Raw genomic sequence first — 15,884 nt, 5'->3', positions numbered from 1 at the left:
GCGTTTACCCTTGTTTCATTCTCAGGGCGTAGATACCGGAAAAATCAATATCTTCCCCGACCAACATCCCGATGATATCCCCCTGATTCTTGTAGATGGTTGGCGGAATATTGATGCTGTTTTCCAGTGCCATTTTCGCCATTTCTGCGGTCGCTGCGCGGGTGTTCTCCGTGTAGTCAGTGTTACGGTCTTTGCCGGGGGCGTTCCCTGCTGCCGCCGCTGCCACGTCCTGCACCGTACTGAGTAACAGCGCGTTGCCGAAACGTTCCCAGAAGTGCGTATCAATCCAGCCATCAATACCGGCCTCGCCCAGTTGCCCGACCACCTGCGTATCGACCAAAGTGATTTTCTTGGCATCAGGGGTACGCAGCTCTGTCCAGATGATAAACATCCGGCTTTGACCGGCTTTCAACGTGCCGGTCTTGTAGACCCCTTTGGCTTTCGTCCCCTTCTCTATCAGCAAGGTATGCCCGTTGGCGCTGTAAACATCCTCTGAAATGTTGCAACTGATACGCCCCGCCACGTCCGACACAAATCGGGTTTGCATCGTACAGGGGATGTAGGTGTTTTCAGCGACATACAAATCAGGGTCGAAGGTGATCCGAGTCACGCCCCCTTTCACCGCGCCGGAGGCTTCGGGTGCCGCTGCCGGTGTGGGCGCTGTCCCACCGGTGTTAACGGCCCGTTCGTTCACACGGGAGAGCGTCGCGCTTTGCGCGGGCGCAGTGGATGCGCCCTCACTCACCAGGGCGCGGGTTTTGTTAAAGGACAGCGGCGCGGGAGGGGCAAGGGGGGCGGTGTTGCCGTTGCCCGTATCCGGTGAACCCGTCGTGTCTGACGTGTCAGCCACAAAAGGCTCCACGTCGGCCCCCATGCCGCTACGCCGTGTTGCAGGCGCGTTACTGCTACTGCTGATGCTGGCCGTTTCGGGCGTGTCGGGGGCCGTTTTCAAAAAGTTGCGATACACCCAATCTCCCATCCAAGCGACAAAAATCAACCCCACCAAGCCTGCTATCATGACGAACAGCAGGCGATTTTGACGACGCGGTTTGAGTTTGTTGACCTCCGGCGTCCCGGCCTTGGTGTCGCTGTCCGGGGCTTCTTTGGCCTGTTCAGCATTGAGTTTCTCACGCGCTAACGCTTCCAGTTCTGCGACCGTAGGCTCACGGTCTAGGCCCGTGGCGTCAACGAGAGCGCCGGTTTCTTTTTCCACTGTCATGGTTTCACCTCCACGCGTTCTACAGCGGGCGATACGGTGTTGCCCGCCGCGACCGTCACCTTGCCATACCCCTGATTGACCACCCCCACCACGGCCTTTCCGTAACGCAAGACCAGCGTTGGCGTGACATGCTGAATGACCATCACCTTGAAGTTGCCCCGTTGCTCGACGGCGAAGTTCGCTATCTGCTCAACGCCGTTCTCATACAGGAACACGCTGGGGAATTTTTTCAGCGGCGAAAAACCCAGATAAGTGAACCGTCCGTCGTCATAGGCAAGGTCTGGCGTGATCATGCGGCTGCTTTTCTCAACTCGCATGGCATAGTCCCAATTGCGCGGGGTTTGCCCGTTTTTAAGCGCCTGCTCAATGCGGGTTTTTGACTGCCGGTCTTCCCATTCCTTTTCCCGCGCCGTCTGGGCTTGCTCCGCCTTTTTCCTCACTTCATCCGGGTAGCGGTAGGTAACCACGAACGCCAGATTTTTCGGCATGTCCTCGCCGTCCAGCACCGACAGTTCCAGGCTGTAGAAATGCTTGGTGGTCGTCACGAACAGGTTGGTTTTCCAGTCCTTCGCGGTCGGGTTAAAGACCTCCTGGATCTCTTTCCCTTCACTGTCAACGCTGGGCTGAGCTATGGGGGCGGGGCGGATATAGACGCGGTTGGCCTCACTGGTGACCGACCAGCCCTTAACAAAGCCTACTTGGGTGCTGATCACCGCCTCATCGTCCGAAAACACCAACGTCGAGACGTAACCGGCGCGGGCGTTGATCACCGTGGCGTTCTGCGCGTTGTAACTCACCTGCTGCATCCGGCTGTCAAAGGCGCTGCCCTGTGGCGTTGCAGCCGCAGAGGCTTTAGAGCTAAAGGAGGCCACCGCCACCACGCCAAGCAACACCGCCAAGAACCAAAAAAATATAGCTACTAGAGTCGCTCTCATCACTCCCCCCTGATTTCTTTATCGCGTTGATAACTGGTCACGGTAAAGCCTAACGGGTTGGCTTCCCGCTGCGCTTCGGTCAGGGATTTTTCCGGCACGTACCGGAACGTCACCCGGGCGTTCCAAAACTCCACCTTTCGACTGCCATCAGCGACCCGGCGAATGGTCTTTTTAAAGCGGATTTGAGCAAGTTTATCTGGTGCGGTCGCTTCACTGACCACGTTAGAAATCACCTCAATTTCCACCACGTAGGCCGCTTTCTGATACACGGTATCTGGAGAGTTTTTACTGTTAAAAAAGGCCAGATAGTCGGCATTGACTTCATCCGATCCAAACAGCGGAACGGTGTCGTAATCCCGTTGCAGCGAGAAATAGTTGTAACTCTCACGCAATTTCATGTAATTGGCGGCAAAGGCTTTCGCCATCGCCACCTGAGAAAACATATCTTCTTCTTTGACGTGGGTGATCTTCTCAATACGGCCCGTGGTGTTATCCACGGTATACAGCTCCAGCTCGGTGTGTTTTAACGGCAACAGCATTAACACCGCCGTCAAACCTAATACACCAATCAGCAGCCCGACCCCACCGATGAAAAAGCCCACTTTTTTATCTCGGGCGTCGCGGGTTAATAGTTTTTCCTCAAAGGTCTTCGAGGCATTAATAATTTGTTTTGTTGGAGACATTGCTTATTACCTCGGCGGAATTAATAGGTTCGAGTGAGCCGGAAATATCCGGCGGCAACGGGCTTTTACGTGCGCAACCCGTGAGCGCACACAACATCAGAAAGATGCAGGTGAGTTTCATCGATAAGCCTTATTGGATTTTTGAAAAGAAAGGGAGAGGACTACTTATTTACTGACTATCTTACTCTGATTGGCGGAGTAGGTTTTCATGGCTTCGACAGCGGCCTTGGCCCTGATTTTCGCGGGACTATTCATCGCGCTGTAGGCCGCCTCACCGCCCTTGGCGGCTAAATCACTTGTGGCTCCTGCGGCCTTACCCGTTCCCTTGGCAGCGGCTTTACCAGCGGGTTTAGCCTTCATGACCCCCGCCATCGCCAAGCCTTGCACTGTACCCTCAGCACCGGCACCCGCCAGTTTTTGCGCGAATCCTGCGGCAATAGCGACTAACATTGCCGAGAGCAAACCCGCAGCGCCGCCCATAGCCCCCATTGTAACGATGTTATTATCACCCACTTGTGAACTAACCTGCGTCGTTATGTCTGCTTGAAAATCGATGGCAAGCCGAATAACCAACGAGGCAAACAGCACGGTCAGAATGCTGGAGAAAATCAACTGGAGCCAGTTATTGAACATTGAACGCAGGAAACCAAACATCAGACAGAAAATGAATATCGGTGCGGTGATAAACATAAAGGTCATGGTCAAATCAGCGGTTAAAAATACCAACGCTGACATAAACATTAACGCAATTGAGCCAGCCCACACCAACAGCAACCCGATCCCCCCTTCGGCTTTAACGTATGAAGAATCATCTTTTGAATAAACTAAATCCCCAAGTTTTTGGGTGCTTTCCCACAGTTGATCTAACGTAGCCCACACGGACGTACCTCCGGTAAAGCCATCTTTTAACCCCTGTAAGGCATCTGTAGTAGCCGTTAAATACCCCCCTGCATTGCTGATAAACGCGGTGATCATGGCAAATCGCGCCAAGTCCCACACCAAATCCGGGACGGGAGTTTGTCGTTTCCCTGCTAGCGTGGAATACCCCACCCACATTATGTAGAGGGTTACGCTTCCCACCATCAGGCTCATGATGCCGCTGGCATATTGCGCCTGATAGGTGTCACCCAGTTTTTGAATGGCACTCATGATCGTGGTATTGAATTTAACAAAAAATCCCGACATGAACGATTACCTCATCAAGGGTTTAAATAAGGCTTTGGTTTCATCATCACCCAACTGAGAAAATGTAATGGCTCCCCTTCTGGCATTTTGACAGTTATCACTATGCTCTCCTGTCTCTAGGCATTTTTTGTAAACTTGGTAGGTTTCTTTTGGATGTTCTTTGTACCAACGTTCCGATTTAGCTTCTTCTTTACAGCCAGCCAACAACACCGAAGATGCGACCAGTGCCAATACAATGATTTTTTTCATGGGTAAAATTCCTGTTAATGGTAGGCGCAGGTCAGACTGCGCCTAACGCACTTAATTGAAGGTAGGAACAGGAGCTTCCGATTGACGCTGGCGGAACGCCTTCTGTTGTTTATCTTTCAACAGATTATCACGCATCTCTGCCTGTTTAACGTTCATTTCCCACTGCGCCGTCAGCGCGTTCAGTTGCACCGTTTTTAACGATAACGTGTTCGCTAAATCCTGCGCTTCTTTGGAGTCTTTGGCGTTCTCAATCCGGTAGGAGAGGTTACTGACATCATCCAGGGTGGTACTGATTTTCTTCTGCACAACCTCACTGTCTTCCAGCGCCACCGCCTTGTTCACCACGGTTTGTTTACAGGTTTCGACATAGGATGCCGATTTGCTGTCATTACAGGTGTCAAACATCGAATACTTACTGTAAATGCTGTCCAGTTCGCCGCTCAGTGCGCCGGAGTTCAGCACGCTATTTAGCGACAGGCCGTTTTTTTGCAGGTTTTTCAGGTCAGACGTCAACCCCTTGGCCTGATCCACAAAACCGCCAATGTCACGTAACCCCGTGGCGGTGGCTAACTGCGCTTTGTAAGCGTCAATCTGCGAGTTGAAATGTTTGGCTGTGTCCTCCCACTCTTTAAGTTCTTGAGCCCATTGATGCGCATTCTCCAACTGCGCTGTTGCATCAAACACCAGAATACCGGCAGCAAACACGGGGGCGTTTGCCCCCAACAAGGTGAGGGACAACAACAGGGCCAGCCTTTTTTTCAGCATGAGAAAATCCTCTACTCGGATGAGTATTTAAGTGAATGAATGAAAGAGTGATTTAATTAACGAGTAAGTCAGTTAAAGCGCCTTGGCGAGAAACGGCTCAATCCAGTCTTGCGGGGTCATGCCTTCGGTAAACAGGCTGTCAAAAATTTCCAGATTGGGCGCGTCGGCGCTCAGGATTTTGGTGTAGCGCCCCAAACCCGACAGGTCGAGGGTGACGAGCGCGGCAAACCGCTGAATATCGCCTTTGTGCAAGGCACTTTTGATAATGACAAACTGGCGTGACAGCGGATCAAGCCGTTTGATGACATCAAACACCACTGGCGGGACTTTCAACCCGTCGATGTAATCTTTGCTGTCTGCCATCGGGTTAGGCAGAAATATCTGCGTCCCGCACTGTTCCACTATCGAGGCGGAAATCGAACTGGTGAGAAACTCCTTCGGTGATTGCGTGGCTGGCACCACGATCCCATTCAGTTTTCGAATGGTCTTGAGCAGATTGTGCATCAGCTTTTTAAACTCGGGGTCGTCCAGCCACTTCCAACACTCGTCAATGAACAGCACCAGACGACGACCATCCAGCAGGCTGGTAATGCGATACAGCAGGTAAAACGAGATAGGGACACACACATCGGGGTCGTCCAGAAACTCGGTGCCATCGATGCCGAACGTGTCAATATCACCGATATTGAAGGTGTCCGTTTCGTTGTCAAACACCCAACCAAACTCGCCCCCCTGCGCCCACTGTGACAGGCGGATCACCAAGCCGTTCTCTTGCGCGTCGCGTGTCGGGGCTTCCGTGATGTTTTCCAGCAGCCGCGAGACACCGTAAACACGACCGCTGGGGTCAAACTCCTTCATGACCGTATCCACCGCACGGCTTAACATGGCTTCCTCTCTCGGATTTAACACGTTACCGCTGCGGGTACACAACAACTTCATCAACTTCTTGATGAACGTGATATTGCGCTTGGTCGGCTTGAGGCTAAACGGGTTCCAGCCTGTCGGCTCACCGCTTTTCACCCGGTAATACCGCCCCCCTAACGCACGAATATTCAGCTCCGCCCCCCGGTCTTTATCGAGAAAGACCGTGGTCATGCGCTTCGATTTGTCGTGGGGGGAAAACGTGCTGTGATTGCGGTACTTTTGCAACATGCAGGCCAACATGCACATCAACATCGTTTTGCCTGAGCCTATCGTGCCGAGAATAAAGGTATTACCGGCGTTCTTTTCGTTGAAATCATCCTTTCCCAAGAGCGTGTTATGCAGATTAAGGTAATACCCGCGCCCGTTCGGGGTTTTCAACAAGGCCAGCGATTCCCCCCACGGCACCTGATCCCGCTTGCCCGAATAGAAGTTGTGGAACGAGGCCAGTTCCACAAAGTTCTGGCTGCTGAGCGGCACCAGTCGGGGCCGCAGGGTGTACACCCCCGGCAGTTGGGCAAAATAGGCCGCAGCCAAGGACAGTGACGACAGCGTGGACAGTATCCCCGCCTGACTTAACCCGTTGGCGATCACGTTGGTGTCTTTCACCAGGGCGTCAAGGGTGGGGGCCGAGACAATCAGTGAGAAATGGTAGTTCCCGAAGGCAATATGTCCCGACTGGAGCAAGTCCCGCGCCACTTTAAGGTCGATTTGTTGTGAAACCGCATCATCTTCGGCACTCATCAGCCGTTTGGTGGCGGTTTTGATCAGCGATTGAGATTCATCCTTTGCCAGACAGGTATAGGATTGTGTCAGCACATAGGTGCAGGGAACATACAACAGCACATCCAGCAGGCCCGTGGCGCTTTCCGGCGCGTAGTCCTTGATTTCCAGTGAGCGAATAAAATCCGTGCCGTGGCGGGTATTTCGCTGCCCTGACTCCCCACTGAAAAAGAGGTCAGCCGTCCCCAGCAATTCATAGAACGGGGTACGGGTGACGCGGATTTTTTGCCATTTGCCGGTGAGCAGGAAATGGTAGAAGCTGAGTTGTGATGAGAACACCGCCTCGCCCTCTTCCACCGTCCCCAGCGCTACCGCCTGATACCGTGACAGCGCCGTCCCGACGGTGGCGCGGATTTCCTGCATCTGTTTGATGGCCCCATCCAGTGAACGCTGTTTTTGCCCGGCGTTCATGCCCTTGCGCTCCGCCTTGTCCAACGACGGCGGCGGCATCAGGCACACCGTCAGGAACAGCCGGTTTTGGTGGAAGGGGGCGTTTTCCAACCCGGCGTTGTAACGCGCTGCCACGGCATCGGCAAACGCGTTGTTTGATGCAAACGGCAGGCTGTCGTGATACGCCTCGCGGATATTGTGGACATAGAACGTCACCGGTTGCCCTTCAAAGGATTTAATCAGCGTGTTGAGCTGGGCTGACCTCACCTCTTTCTGTTCCTCCGTTTCAAACTCAAAGGCATTCCCCCCCACCTCCCAGGAAGCCATCAGGTCACTGTTCTTTCCTTTGATAATGTATTCATGAACATGCGATGAATACGGAATTTTATCGGTTAACGTCGCTCTTTCATTTAGCCGCATAGCGTTATTAAACTCCGTGATATCAACCCGCCCGTAATCGTCCGCTAAAAACGCGGTGGATTCGAAATGGGTATTGGTGGTGCCGTTGCCCCGCGTTTGCCTTTTCAAGTTCAACAAACCGAAAATGTGCGCGTCGCGGCGTGCCAGCAATCGCATGACAAACCACGCCACCGGAATAAACAGAAACAGCAGCTTGGTGAGATACACTGCCGCCACGGCAATCACCCCCACAACCAACACCAACGGGGTGACGGGCACCCCTAGAATCATGGCGGGCCGGGTCAGTGCTTTAAAGATGGTCGCCATTCTTTAATCCTCGACGTTAAGCAACGAATAAATTCGCAAACTCAGCACCGGAAATAATCAAAATCGCGCCGATGATGATATTGCCGCAGTCTTTGAGTGATTGACCGTTCCACAACACCTTGTAGCCCACCCACACCACGGCCACGGTGATGGTGATCGCCGCCACCCCGTGCAGGCCGAGGGAAATTTTCGCCATCAGTTCGTTGGCCTTGGTGAAGCCATCAGCCAGCGCGGGAGTCGCTAACGCCAGTAAAGGCACCGCTGCGAACGGACGAGACAGCAGGGATTTGAATTTTTTCAGCAATGACATGTTTATTATTCTCCATGAGTGGTTAAAACGAATTCGCCCCGCACGAGCTGCGACGGGTACACAATTCGGGGTTTAGGTTTAGAACTCGGTGCCGCGCTCTCCTTATTAGCGGCTTTATCTTCTTTCGTGCTGGGGACGACATAGCGGGAAGCGGGGGTGTACCCCGCCCGTTCGATGTAGCTGGTTGCGCCGAAGGCGGCTTCTTTCTTCTGCCCGGTCACAAAATTGCCGGAGTAATAGCAACTCAATGCCCGTTTCAGGGTTTTTCCTCGTTGGTAGCAATCGGTGAGGATTTTTTCAAAGACAGACAGATTGGTGCAGGGGGTGAACAGTGCAGCCGCATCTACGCCGTACTGGATAAAATTGGCCTGATTGATTTGCATCAATCCCACGGAAAAGTTTTTACCCTCGGCGCGTAGACGTTTAACGTGCGCCAGTGCCTCTTCTTTATTGTTGGGGAATATTCCTTCTTTTTGCCCAACCACGCCGATCGCATACGGGTTAAAACCACTTTCAATACGGGCAACATCGTGGGAGGTGTCGGGGTGAACGGTCGGAGCACACTGCATGGATAGAGCGAGAAGAACGGCGGATGAAATCATGTTTCCTCCTAAGAAGGCTTATTCCTCTTCTGTGGGGGGAGCCTTCTGTAACTGTTCCAGCAGAGAGGCATGGCCTTCTTGAATAAACTCATCAATCAAGTAGTGAAGAAATGTGGTTGTTTTGATATCAGTGTTAGATAAATAACTGATTTCACGAGAATACTTTGCTAACAGTTGATAACGCTGCTGACCGATGTAAATCACTGCCGTACTCGTTGGCTCGCCCAACTTTTTTTTCGGCATAGGTATGGCTACTCCTATTAAAAAGGCACAGCAGACGGTGGCCTGCTGTGCCGGTTGTGTATGAAAGGTCGTGGTCTTGTTTTACTTAATGATCAGATGATTGCAGCAAATGAGTTAAGGCAACTTGCCGTTGTGCAATAGACCTTATGCGTGATATGCCCTGAATTTTTAACAGTAATGTCGGGGAGATGTTGCGGCAATCAATAGCATCCTCATCTTTATTGAGTGCTACCAATCGGGCGCATTCTATTGTGGTGATGACTTCTTGCGGAATAAGGCAAAGGTCGGCACCAAAGCGAACGAAACCGATGGCTCCAGGGATTGATGTGATGGTTGATGTATGCGTTTTGTTAATATCAAAAAAGAGGAATAAATAGTTCGGAAACAGGATTTTTTCGTCAGCTCGAACTGCATTGCAGTCCGTTCGTCGGTAAACTTTAACGTATTTTGGACAGAAAACCTCAACACCTAACTCTTTGGAACGATTGCATATTTTATCAACATCCTGCACTTTGCAATAAAGTAAGTACCATTGATTCATGTTCTCATCCTTGCGGGCACAAGCCCCCATTTTCCGCCGTCCTAGCTTGGCGGAGACTAGAATGGACGTACTCATAAACATGACATATTAACTGTATATAAACACAGTGTTGTTTGTATGTACAGACAGTTTGATGTATCAACCTAAAGAACATTAGGGATAATAGCATTAATGTTTTTTAAATCAAACTATAAATCTATTTGTTGTTTTTAACAAATCATCGAGGTGGGACTCAATCGATAGAATGAACAACAAAAAAGGTGGTTGTCATGGTGCCAAAAAGATTGAAGCATGCTCGAAAATCAGCTGGTTTTTCACAAGAAAAATTAGCGCAACTTGTTGAAATAGAAAGTGTAGGTAGCCGATCAATAATTTCTAACTATGAAGCCGGTCGTTTTGCACCCCCTTTTGATTTTATTGTTCGGGTGGCTAAGCTTTTGGATTACCCAGAAAGCTATTTTTATACCGTTGACGATGAGTTTGCGGAGACCATCCTAGAACTCTATAGAAATCGAACTAACCCCGACTTTAACCCATATTACAGTTCGTTGACGGCTGCGATGGTACTGGTTGATGAGCTTTCCAAATGCCTTAAAAAAGCTATTGAATAAGTCGGTACCGCTTGCCGTAGCCTTTGATTGAGGCGGAGCGAAGCCGTAGCGAGTAGTGAAAAATCAAAGTGAGGACACGGAATTTCCGCTGAATTAACAAAGAAATGCGTTCACTCTGATCTACAGATGCAAGAAAAAACACCTGTTGATATTCACAATATTATTAATGACGAGACTCAATATCTTTATGAATTAATTAGGTAAATTAGATGTGATCCTTGAGGGATCTTTCGGTAGGGGAATTGATCGTTTAGCCATGACGTGGTAGTTTACATGCGTTCACAAGAATTTGTATGGGTGGGACGTTCCCGGTAATAGCGTCTAGGTATAGGGTGCAGTGCGTAAAGCAGCATTCCTGAATGCAAAAACCCCCTGAAATCTGTCATCAACTTGGCGGAAGAGTCAGATATTCAGGGGGTCGTAAAGCAGGCGCGGTGCCTGAAAAGGATTATAGCAAATGCGTAACCTAACACAACCATTTTACACCGCCATAAGTGTCGGCGGGTGTGTCTGAGAATCTAACTCTCGCTCCACAACATCCCTATCGGCTCAAGAACCCTCATCCGAAGTTTTCAGTTTCAGAAGACAAACGGACGTTGCCTTTTAACCTTAAGTTGATGAAAGCCGTAGATGGTTTCACCGCGCGTTTCGCTTTTGCTATGTTCGTTTCATTTGCCCGTTCATCTGGTAAACGTCGCCGTATGCCGCCACCCTGCCGCAAGCAGGCACTAGAGGCGTTATTACAGGCGATTTGCTTCCATTATGACCCACTGGAGAACCACGTAAACGCGACGATCACCACGATGGCCATCGAGTGCTCACTCGCCACTGAGTCAGCATCCGGTAATTTGTCCATCACTCGCGCTACGCGAGCGCTGCAATTCCTCGCCTTACTTGGTCTTGTCACCTATGAAACGGAGTATTGCGGTGCGCTTGGGTGCCATTTCCCTACGGATATTTCCCTAACACCGGCCTTCTTCGATGCACTCGATATTTCCCCTCAAGCCGTGGATGCTGCGCGTGAATCTCGCGTGTCCTGGAAGAACAAGCAGAGAGCCAGACAGGGGCTTTCTAAACTTTCGGTAGACGAGCTGATGTTAGCAGCCATGAAGTCACGTCGTGAACGCTTCTATGACTACCATATGAAGCGTAAACAGCACGGTCACGAACGAGCCAGAGCGCGACGTGACGCAGAACGCCAGCGCAGTGAAATCGTGACGTTGGTAAAACGTGAACTGACTAGAGAAATTGCAGAGCGCCGGTTCCCTGCTGATAAAGACGCTGTAATGGCCGAAGTCTCACGAAGGGTAAACAGAAGGATGATCCTCGCGAGGGGACATCACACCCGAATAGCCACTTAATCCGCACTTTCTATCTTTTCCGGTACTCCCGGAGGTTTTCGCATGTATCCAGCTTGTTATTGTGTAATAAATAACCGTCCTTAGGCGATTCTGTGCGTTGGCGACACTGAAAAATCTACCTGTAAGGCACGACTACCACTTCCGAACACGACTTTTATCGGTCGGCACTTATAGAAACCTTGTTATCCACACTTAAGTGCAAGGGGTTCATGTCATTAAACACAAATCGTTTACACCAATAGATGCGAGTAGTCTTTTAAAGACCTAAAAAATCTTTCTTTTAAAAAGAAAACCTATTCGTAGACTGTCCTGTGGACAGCCTAATAATGACCGCCCTTGCAGCGGCCAAAAGGCCGCGCCGGTTCGGAATAGGCGCTTCGCTCCCAAATAACTTTAGGTAGCACCTCCGACTAAAGCCGGAGGCATAGCGCCAACGGGAAGTACTACAGCGAAAAGGCGCTTTTCGCCCTTATCTACTCCGTTGTTAAAAATAAGCTAAAAGACCGGTCTAGCAGGAAGGGGGAGGATTGTGGATCTTTTAAGGATCGTACCGTCCTAACGGACGGGCGTCGGCAAATCAGCAGTGGGAAATTATTTCAGAATAGTGGATTGCCTTTCATACCCTCACGGGCATAAGTTGGCCTAGTGGAAGCGAAGCTTAAGTATGTGACGCATTTACTACTCAACTAGAGAGTCAATCATGAGTACGATAAGGGGTTCTAGGGCTAACCGTACGGAAACGTACGTTAAGTGCGTTTTTGAGCTTGCTTGCCGTTTACAACCCCAATAAGGAGGAAAATATGAGCCAAGAAGCAATTGCTGTATGGGATTGGATAAACTCGATGAAGATGAAACCAGGAGATTATATTGGGGTTCCACGCCGGAACCTAAGATTTTTCAGCGCACAGTAACGGCGTGGGTTGTCACACAAACGACCGGTTGAGTGACTATAACAAAACGCCGATTTTGACGTTAAAATTTGTCACATAACCCGTTATTTATTCAACGTCATACAAATCAGGCAGTTTTTAGCTTTGGTGACGGAATTTTCTGGGGTTCCGGCATACAACCCCTATAAGTGATATTTTTATTCGTCATTGGCGGACAAAGGGATAGAAATGGCCACTGTTTCCATTAGTTACTCGACATATGACCCCAACGATCAAACCAATGAGCGCATATTGGGTACGGAACATATTGATAACATAGAAGAGATTCTTGTACCTTTAAATGATAAGAACACCCCAATATTTATTACGAAAGCATTTTCGGGGGAGGTTTGTAAACGTTGGCGAGTTCAGTTCTTTCTGGGAATTGCACCTGGCCATTGGGGCGTTTGGTTAACGGAGAAAGACGTCAGCAAAGACATCTATCTGTCGGAAATTTTGACCAAAAGACATATAGGCAATGCGGCTGGGTTAGTAAAAAAAGGCACTATCGTTATCGTTGAGTTTGGACACATTTATCAAACTCTAAATTTTCAAACTGGTTTAACTAAGAGTGCAATGTACCCTTGCAATCACCAAGAAGGGGAAATGCATAAGAGAAGACCTGCGGTGGTCGTCAAAGTTGATAGAAGAGGAGTTACAGTTGTCCCTGTAACATCCAAAGAGCCTGATGCCCATGAGTATAATCGTGCGATTTTCGAACTTGAAACAGAATCAATACAATATATCAAAGAGTTAGATACTGGAAAACGTAGCTTTGCCGTGTGTGAAATGATCCAGACTGTCTCTCCTACCCGCATCCTTCCTCCTGAGTCTAGAGATCATAGAGGTCGGGATCGAACTTATCGTCGGGATGAATCGTTTGGTAGACGGTTATCTCGTAACGATATGAAAGCGCTTGATCAGGGGTTGCTTGCTGCCGTAGGTATGTACTCTTTACAGGAGAAACTTGATAGAACAATTCAAAACGGTCAGCTGCAGTCAGCTGAGTTGGAGGAGTTACGGCCTGAAGTTGAAACAATACGGGAAGAACTTGCGGAGTTGAGAGATAAATACCGTATATTGTCTGGCTTGTACCAAGCTTCATCTGGGTATGATACAAGAGAAGACGTTGAGCAAGAAGTTATAGAGTACATGGGGCTTGACTAGCAGTCAGAATAGTGATGTACTTAGTACATCGGTAGGGGTAAAGAGACGGCACTCTCCCTGCGACGCTGAAAGATGCAAGCCGACGAACACAAAGTTTTGCAGTACAAAAGGCCACCTAATTAGGTGGCCTTTTTGTGTCTATGTCGGTCGATTCTTTTTTCATGGGGTTGCACGCCGGAACTGCCGAAATTTCCGTAACACATAATTTTGGCATTCAGCGGCCTGTACGTAAGACCGTCGTCAACCGGACAGCAAAGAAATAGCCGTTTGGAGCGGAAAATCACTGATTACAACGTCTCACATAGCTGGTACGGATAAATTCTCATTCACGGCACCATAAACGTACACGTCAGCACATACCAAACATGCCTCAAAAAACGACTAATTTGTAATGCCGGAAATTTCGGCGGTTCCGGCACAGAACCCCTTTATACTCCTGACGTGAATAAAGATCTCTGGTGATTGGGTTTGAAGTCCAGTGATGTTAAAAACCACGCTAAACGGTCTCAGAAATCGATTCTGATACGATCCAGCCTCAAAATGACCGAAAATCGATATTTGGAACCACTTTTTCGCTTCAAATATGTAGTCTCATAAATATATATATTTTAGTCTATTAGCTTAACGTAGTTTTTCGCACCGTTGGCCCTCGAACCCCTTTTGGCCACCGCAACCGGTCGGGAAAACTGCCAGCAAAGTCTCACCAGGCATCGAGCTGCAACGGCCCGGAATGCCAGCAAAAAGACCGCCCTGTTCGTACGTTTCCGTACTGTTGGGCTTCAGACCCCAAAGCGATGCTAAATCATCACCTATAGGCTATAAATAACCCATGAGTTATAATAACTCATGGGTTATACTTACTTTGTGGCTTGGGGAAAGGAGATAAGCTGATGAACTACGTTGCTATTGCACAGAACTGGCGTAAGCAGAATACCGAACACTCAAATACAGGTGTTGTATTGATTTGGGAAGGCGAAGTTTACGGTTGGAAAAACTGTTTACGTAATGCGCAGGATGAACGGCCCGGAGCGATCGCTATAGATATGGCTGGTAACGTATACATCGCGGAGGGTGGCAATGATTACGATGGTGCGAAGTGCTGGGTTGTACATCCATAAAATGGAAAAGGGACTATTTTGTTTGAACTAATTTTCCATCCTGCTGCGGAGCAAGAGCTGCTTGATCTTGATAGCTCTATGCAAGGTAAGGCGTTTGCCGCGCTTGATAAACTTGAGGCTCAAGGCAACCAACTCCGCTTTCCGCATACCGATATAATTCAAGATGGGCTTTTTGAATTAAGGGCCGGAAAAAAGGATATTACCCGTACCTTTTTTGCTTTCGCTAAAGGTAAGAAAATATACATTCTTCGCACATTCGTTAAGAAAACACCAAAGACGCCACCGGCAGAAATTAAATTAGCATTGTACAGACTTGAGGAGTTAACAAATGAAGGTTAAAGGTATTCCTTACTCTGAAATAAAGGCAAAGGCTTTGAAGAATCCAGATGTAATGGCCTCTTATATTGCTGAAAAAAAAGAGGAAGAATTGCAGGAGCTTTTAGCTGATATGCGCCGTAAAGCTGGCATCAATAGTACACAAGTTGCTGAACGTATGGGGATTAGCCAACCAGCCGTAAGCAAATTAGAAAAAAATGCCAGCAAAGCGAGTGTATCAACTCTTGAAAGATATGCGGCTGCTTGCGGGGCAAGCATAAAAATCGTAATGGGCTGATTTGATCCCTTAAGGGGGCAGCTTGGATGCTGTTCCCCCCAGGGAGCCGTGCCAGTCGCAGCTTTTTATGGTTGGTTTTTTCCCCAAGACTACCCAAATAACAAGAAACCGCCCGAAGGCGGTTTCTTCACGATTTTTTGGTGAAAGATTATCTGCGGCGGCGTTCTTGATAATCATCTTTTTCAACTGCTTCACGAACATTTCTATCTATTTCAGCACATCTGCATGGATCGTCCATGCACCCAGGGCATAGCTCATATTCTTCATCAAAAGCATTAAGGCTTACTTCAATTCTTTGCCCAACAACCCAACGATTACGGGATAGAATGTGCTCAGGAGTACTTTCAGGGACATATGAATAGTACGAATAGGCCATTTCACCCGAATTCCCTCTGTCTTCTTGCCACTCGATATCCAGCGCATTGTATACACAAGGCTAGATATGAACATGACTACGCTCAGCTTTATCGTTTGGCTTTTGATTACGATCGATTGGTGGTGACGTGTCCAGATGTACTGCAAGCTCTGTATCG

The 15,884-nt window shown here is 49.1% G+C and carries 18 protein-coding genes; 6 read left to right on the top strand and 12 right to left on the bottom strand.

Features of this window, described 5'->3' with window-relative positions:
• Window positions 1-4 precede the first annotated feature (4 nt).
• The 11 genes from virB10 to AC2A1E_RS21420 all read right to left on the bottom strand — a co-directional run bounded on the left by virB10 (window position 5) and on the right by AC2A1E_RS21420 (window position 9,552).
• Window positions 5-1,219: a VirB10/TraB/TrbI family type IV secretion system protein gene (gene virB10 / locus AC2A1E_RS21470; protein ID WP_484385423.1), complete on the bottom strand. Its 1,215-nt coding sequence runs from the start codon at window positions 1,217-1,219 to the stop codon at window positions 5-7.
• Window positions 1,216-2,154: a P-type conjugative transfer protein VirB9 gene (gene virB9, locus AC2A1E_RS21465; RefSeq protein ID WP_484385422.1), complete on the bottom strand. Its 939-nt coding sequence runs from the start codon at window positions 2,152-2,154 to the stop codon at window positions 1,216-1,218. Before virB9 ends, virB10 begins: the two co-directional genes overlap by 4 nt.
• Window positions 2,154-2,837 carry a VirB8 family type IV secretion system protein gene (locus AC2A1E_RS21460; protein WP_484385421.1) on the bottom strand — a complete coding sequence of 228 codons (684 nt, stop codon included), beginning with the start codon at window positions 2,835-2,837 and terminating at the stop codon, window positions 2,154-2,156. Before AC2A1E_RS21460 ends, virB9 begins: the two co-directional genes overlap by 1 nt.
• 165 nt (window positions 2,838-3,002) lie before the next feature.
• A complete protein-coding gene (locus tag AC2A1E_RS21455) occupies window positions 3,003-4,022 on the bottom strand; it encodes a TrbL/VirB6 family protein (protein WP_484385420.1) in 1,020 nt (339 codons plus the stop codon).
• A gap of 6 nt (window positions 4,023-4,028) precedes the next feature.
• Window positions 4,029-4,271 (bottom strand): EexN family lipoprotein, encoded by a 243-nt coding sequence (locus tag AC2A1E_RS21450; RefSeq protein ID WP_484385419.1) that lies wholly within the window; start codon window positions 4,269-4,271, stop codon window positions 4,029-4,031.
• A 51-nt stretch (window positions 4,272-4,322) separates the two neighbouring features.
• The gene (locus tag AC2A1E_RS21445; protein WP_484385418.1) at window positions 4,323-5,036 is read right to left on the bottom strand and encodes a TrbJ/VirB5 family protein; all 714 of its coding nucleotides are present in this window, start codon (window positions 5,034-5,036) and stop codon (window positions 4,323-4,325) included.
• A gap of 72 nt (window positions 5,037-5,108) precedes the next feature.
• Window positions 5,109-7,856, bottom strand: a complete 2,748-nt coding sequence (locus AC2A1E_RS21440; protein WP_484385417.1) for a VirB4 family type IV secretion/conjugal transfer ATPase — start codon at window positions 7,854-7,856, stop codon at window positions 5,109-5,111.
• 16 nt (window positions 7,857-7,872) lie between these two features.
• Window positions 7,873-8,166, bottom strand: coding sequence for a TrbC/VirB2 family protein (locus tag AC2A1E_RS21435; protein WP_484385416.1), 294 nt, complete (start codon window positions 8,164-8,166; stop codon window positions 7,873-7,875).
• A 5-nt stretch (window positions 8,167-8,171) separates the two neighbouring features.
• Window positions 8,172-8,768, bottom strand: a complete 597-nt coding sequence (locus AC2A1E_RS21430) for a lytic transglycosylase domain-containing protein (protein ID WP_484385415.1) — start codon at window positions 8,766-8,768, stop codon at window positions 8,172-8,174.
• 18 nt (window positions 8,769-8,786) lie between these two features.
• Window positions 8,787-9,011 carry a hypothetical protein gene (locus tag AC2A1E_RS21425; protein WP_484385414.1) on the bottom strand — a complete coding sequence of 75 codons (225 nt, stop codon included), beginning with the start codon at window positions 9,009-9,011 and terminating at the stop codon, window positions 8,787-8,789.
• 85 nt (window positions 9,012-9,096) lie between these two features.
• On the bottom strand, window positions 9,097-9,552 hold the full coding sequence (locus tag AC2A1E_RS21420; protein ID WP_484385413.1) for a transcription termination/antitermination NusG family protein: 456 nt from the start codon (window positions 9,550-9,552) through the stop codon (window positions 9,097-9,099).
• Window positions 9,553-9,821: 269 nt separating this feature from the next.
• On the opposite strand from AC2A1E_RS21420, the gene AC2A1E_RS21415 reads away from it, so the two are divergent.
• From AC2A1E_RS21415 to AC2A1E_RS21390, 6 genes are all read left to right on the top strand, one after another.
• Window positions 9,822-10,163: a helix-turn-helix domain-containing protein gene (locus AC2A1E_RS21415; RefSeq protein ID WP_484385412.1), complete on the top strand. Its 342-nt coding sequence runs from the start codon at window positions 9,822-9,824 to the stop codon at window positions 10,161-10,163.
• Between the two features lie 506 nt (window positions 10,164-10,669).
• A complete protein-coding gene (gene repA / locus AC2A1E_RS21410; RefSeq protein ID WP_484385411.1) occupies window positions 10,670-11,524 on the top strand; it encodes a plasmid replication initiator RepA in 855 nt (284 codons plus the stop codon).
• A gap of 1,118 nt (window positions 11,525-12,642) precedes the next feature.
• Window positions 12,643-13,620, top strand: coding sequence for a type II toxin-antitoxin system PemK/MazF family toxin (locus AC2A1E_RS21405; protein WP_484385410.1), 978 nt, complete (start codon window positions 12,643-12,645; stop codon window positions 13,618-13,620).
• 890 nt (window positions 13,621-14,510) lie between these two features.
• Window positions 14,511-14,738 (top strand): antirestriction protein ArdR, encoded by a 228-nt coding sequence (locus AC2A1E_RS21400; RefSeq protein WP_484385409.1) that lies wholly within the window; start codon window positions 14,511-14,513, stop codon window positions 14,736-14,738.
• 18 nt (window positions 14,739-14,756) lie between these two features.
• Window positions 14,757-15,077, top strand: coding sequence for a type II toxin-antitoxin system RelE/ParE family toxin (locus tag AC2A1E_RS21395; protein ID WP_484385408.1), 321 nt, complete (start codon window positions 14,757-14,759; stop codon window positions 15,075-15,077).
• Window positions 15,067-15,351, top strand: a complete 285-nt coding sequence (locus tag AC2A1E_RS21390) for a helix-turn-helix domain-containing protein (protein ID WP_484385407.1) — start codon at window positions 15,067-15,069, stop codon at window positions 15,349-15,351. The genes AC2A1E_RS21395 and AC2A1E_RS21390 overlap by 11 nt, the downstream gene beginning before the upstream one ends.
• 9 nt (window positions 15,352-15,360) lie before the next feature.
• Here AC2A1E_RS21390 and AC2A1E_RS21385 read toward each other — a convergent pair whose 3' ends face one another.
• Window positions 15,361-15,546, bottom strand: coding sequence for a hypothetical protein (locus AC2A1E_RS21385; protein ID WP_484385406.1), 186 nt, complete (start codon window positions 15,544-15,546; stop codon window positions 15,361-15,363).
• Window positions 15,547-15,884 lie beyond the last annotated feature (338 nt).

This window comes from Serratia sp. HNCC26DJ206 (genome assembly GCF_057180605.1).
Note: the sequence above shows the minus strand (reverse complement) of the source record. Positions and strands in the feature narration are given on the sequence as shown.

Bases quoted from the DNA above. Each gene is read 5' to 3' on its own strand.
- virB10 (WP_484385423.1), bottom strand. From the start codon at position 1,219: ATGACAGTGGAAAAAGAAACCGGCGCTCTCGTTGACGCCACGGGCCTA.
- AC2A1E_RS21460 (WP_484385421.1), bottom strand. From the start codon at position 2,837: ATGTCTCCAACAAAACAAATTATTAATGCCTCGAAGACCTTTGAGGAA.
- AC2A1E_RS21415 (WP_484385412.1), top strand. From the start codon at position 9,822: ATGGTGCCAAAAAGATTGAAGCATGCTCGAAAATCAGCTGGTTTTTCA.
- AC2A1E_RS21455 (WP_484385420.1), bottom strand. From the start codon at position 4,022: ATGTCGGGATTTTTTGTTAAATTCAATACCACGATCATGAGTGCCATT.
- AC2A1E_RS21405 (WP_484385410.1), top strand. From the start codon at position 12,643: ATGGCCACTGTTTCCATTAGTTACTCGACATATGACCCCAACGATCAA.
- AC2A1E_RS21420 (WP_484385413.1), bottom strand. From the start codon at position 9,552: ATGAATCAATGGTACTTACTTTATTGCAAAGTGCAGGATGTTGATAAA.
- AC2A1E_RS21390 (WP_484385407.1), top strand. From the start codon at position 15,067: ATGAAGGTTAAAGGTATTCCTTACTCTGAAATAAAGGCAAAGGCTTTG.
- AC2A1E_RS21400 (WP_484385409.1), top strand. From the start codon at position 14,511: ATGAACTACGTTGCTATTGCACAGAACTGGCGTAAGCAGAATACCGAA.
- AC2A1E_RS21425 (WP_484385414.1), bottom strand. From the start codon at position 9,011: ATGCCGAAAAAAAAGTTGGGCGAGCCAACGAGTACGGCAGTGATTTAC.
- AC2A1E_RS21430 (WP_484385415.1), bottom strand. From the start codon at position 8,768: ATGATTTCATCCGCCGTTCTTCTCGCTCTATCCATGCAGTGTGCTCCG.
- AC2A1E_RS21440 (WP_484385417.1), bottom strand. From the start codon at position 7,856: ATGGCGACCATCTTTAAAGCACTGACCCGGCCCGCCATGATTCTAGGG.
- AC2A1E_RS21445 (WP_484385418.1), bottom strand. From the start codon at position 5,036: ATGCTGAAAAAAAGGCTGGCCCTGTTGTTGTCCCTCACCTTGTTGGGG.
- AC2A1E_RS21435 (WP_484385416.1), bottom strand. From the start codon at position 8,166: ATGTCATTGCTGAAAAAATTCAAATCCCTGCTGTCTCGTCCGTTCGCA.
- AC2A1E_RS21450 (WP_484385419.1), bottom strand. From the start codon at position 4,271: ATGAAAAAAATCATTGTATTGGCACTGGTCGCATCTTCGGTGTTGTTG.
- virB9 (WP_484385422.1), bottom strand. From the start codon at position 2,154: ATGAGAGCGACTCTAGTAGCTATATTTTTTTGGTTCTTGGCGGTGTTG.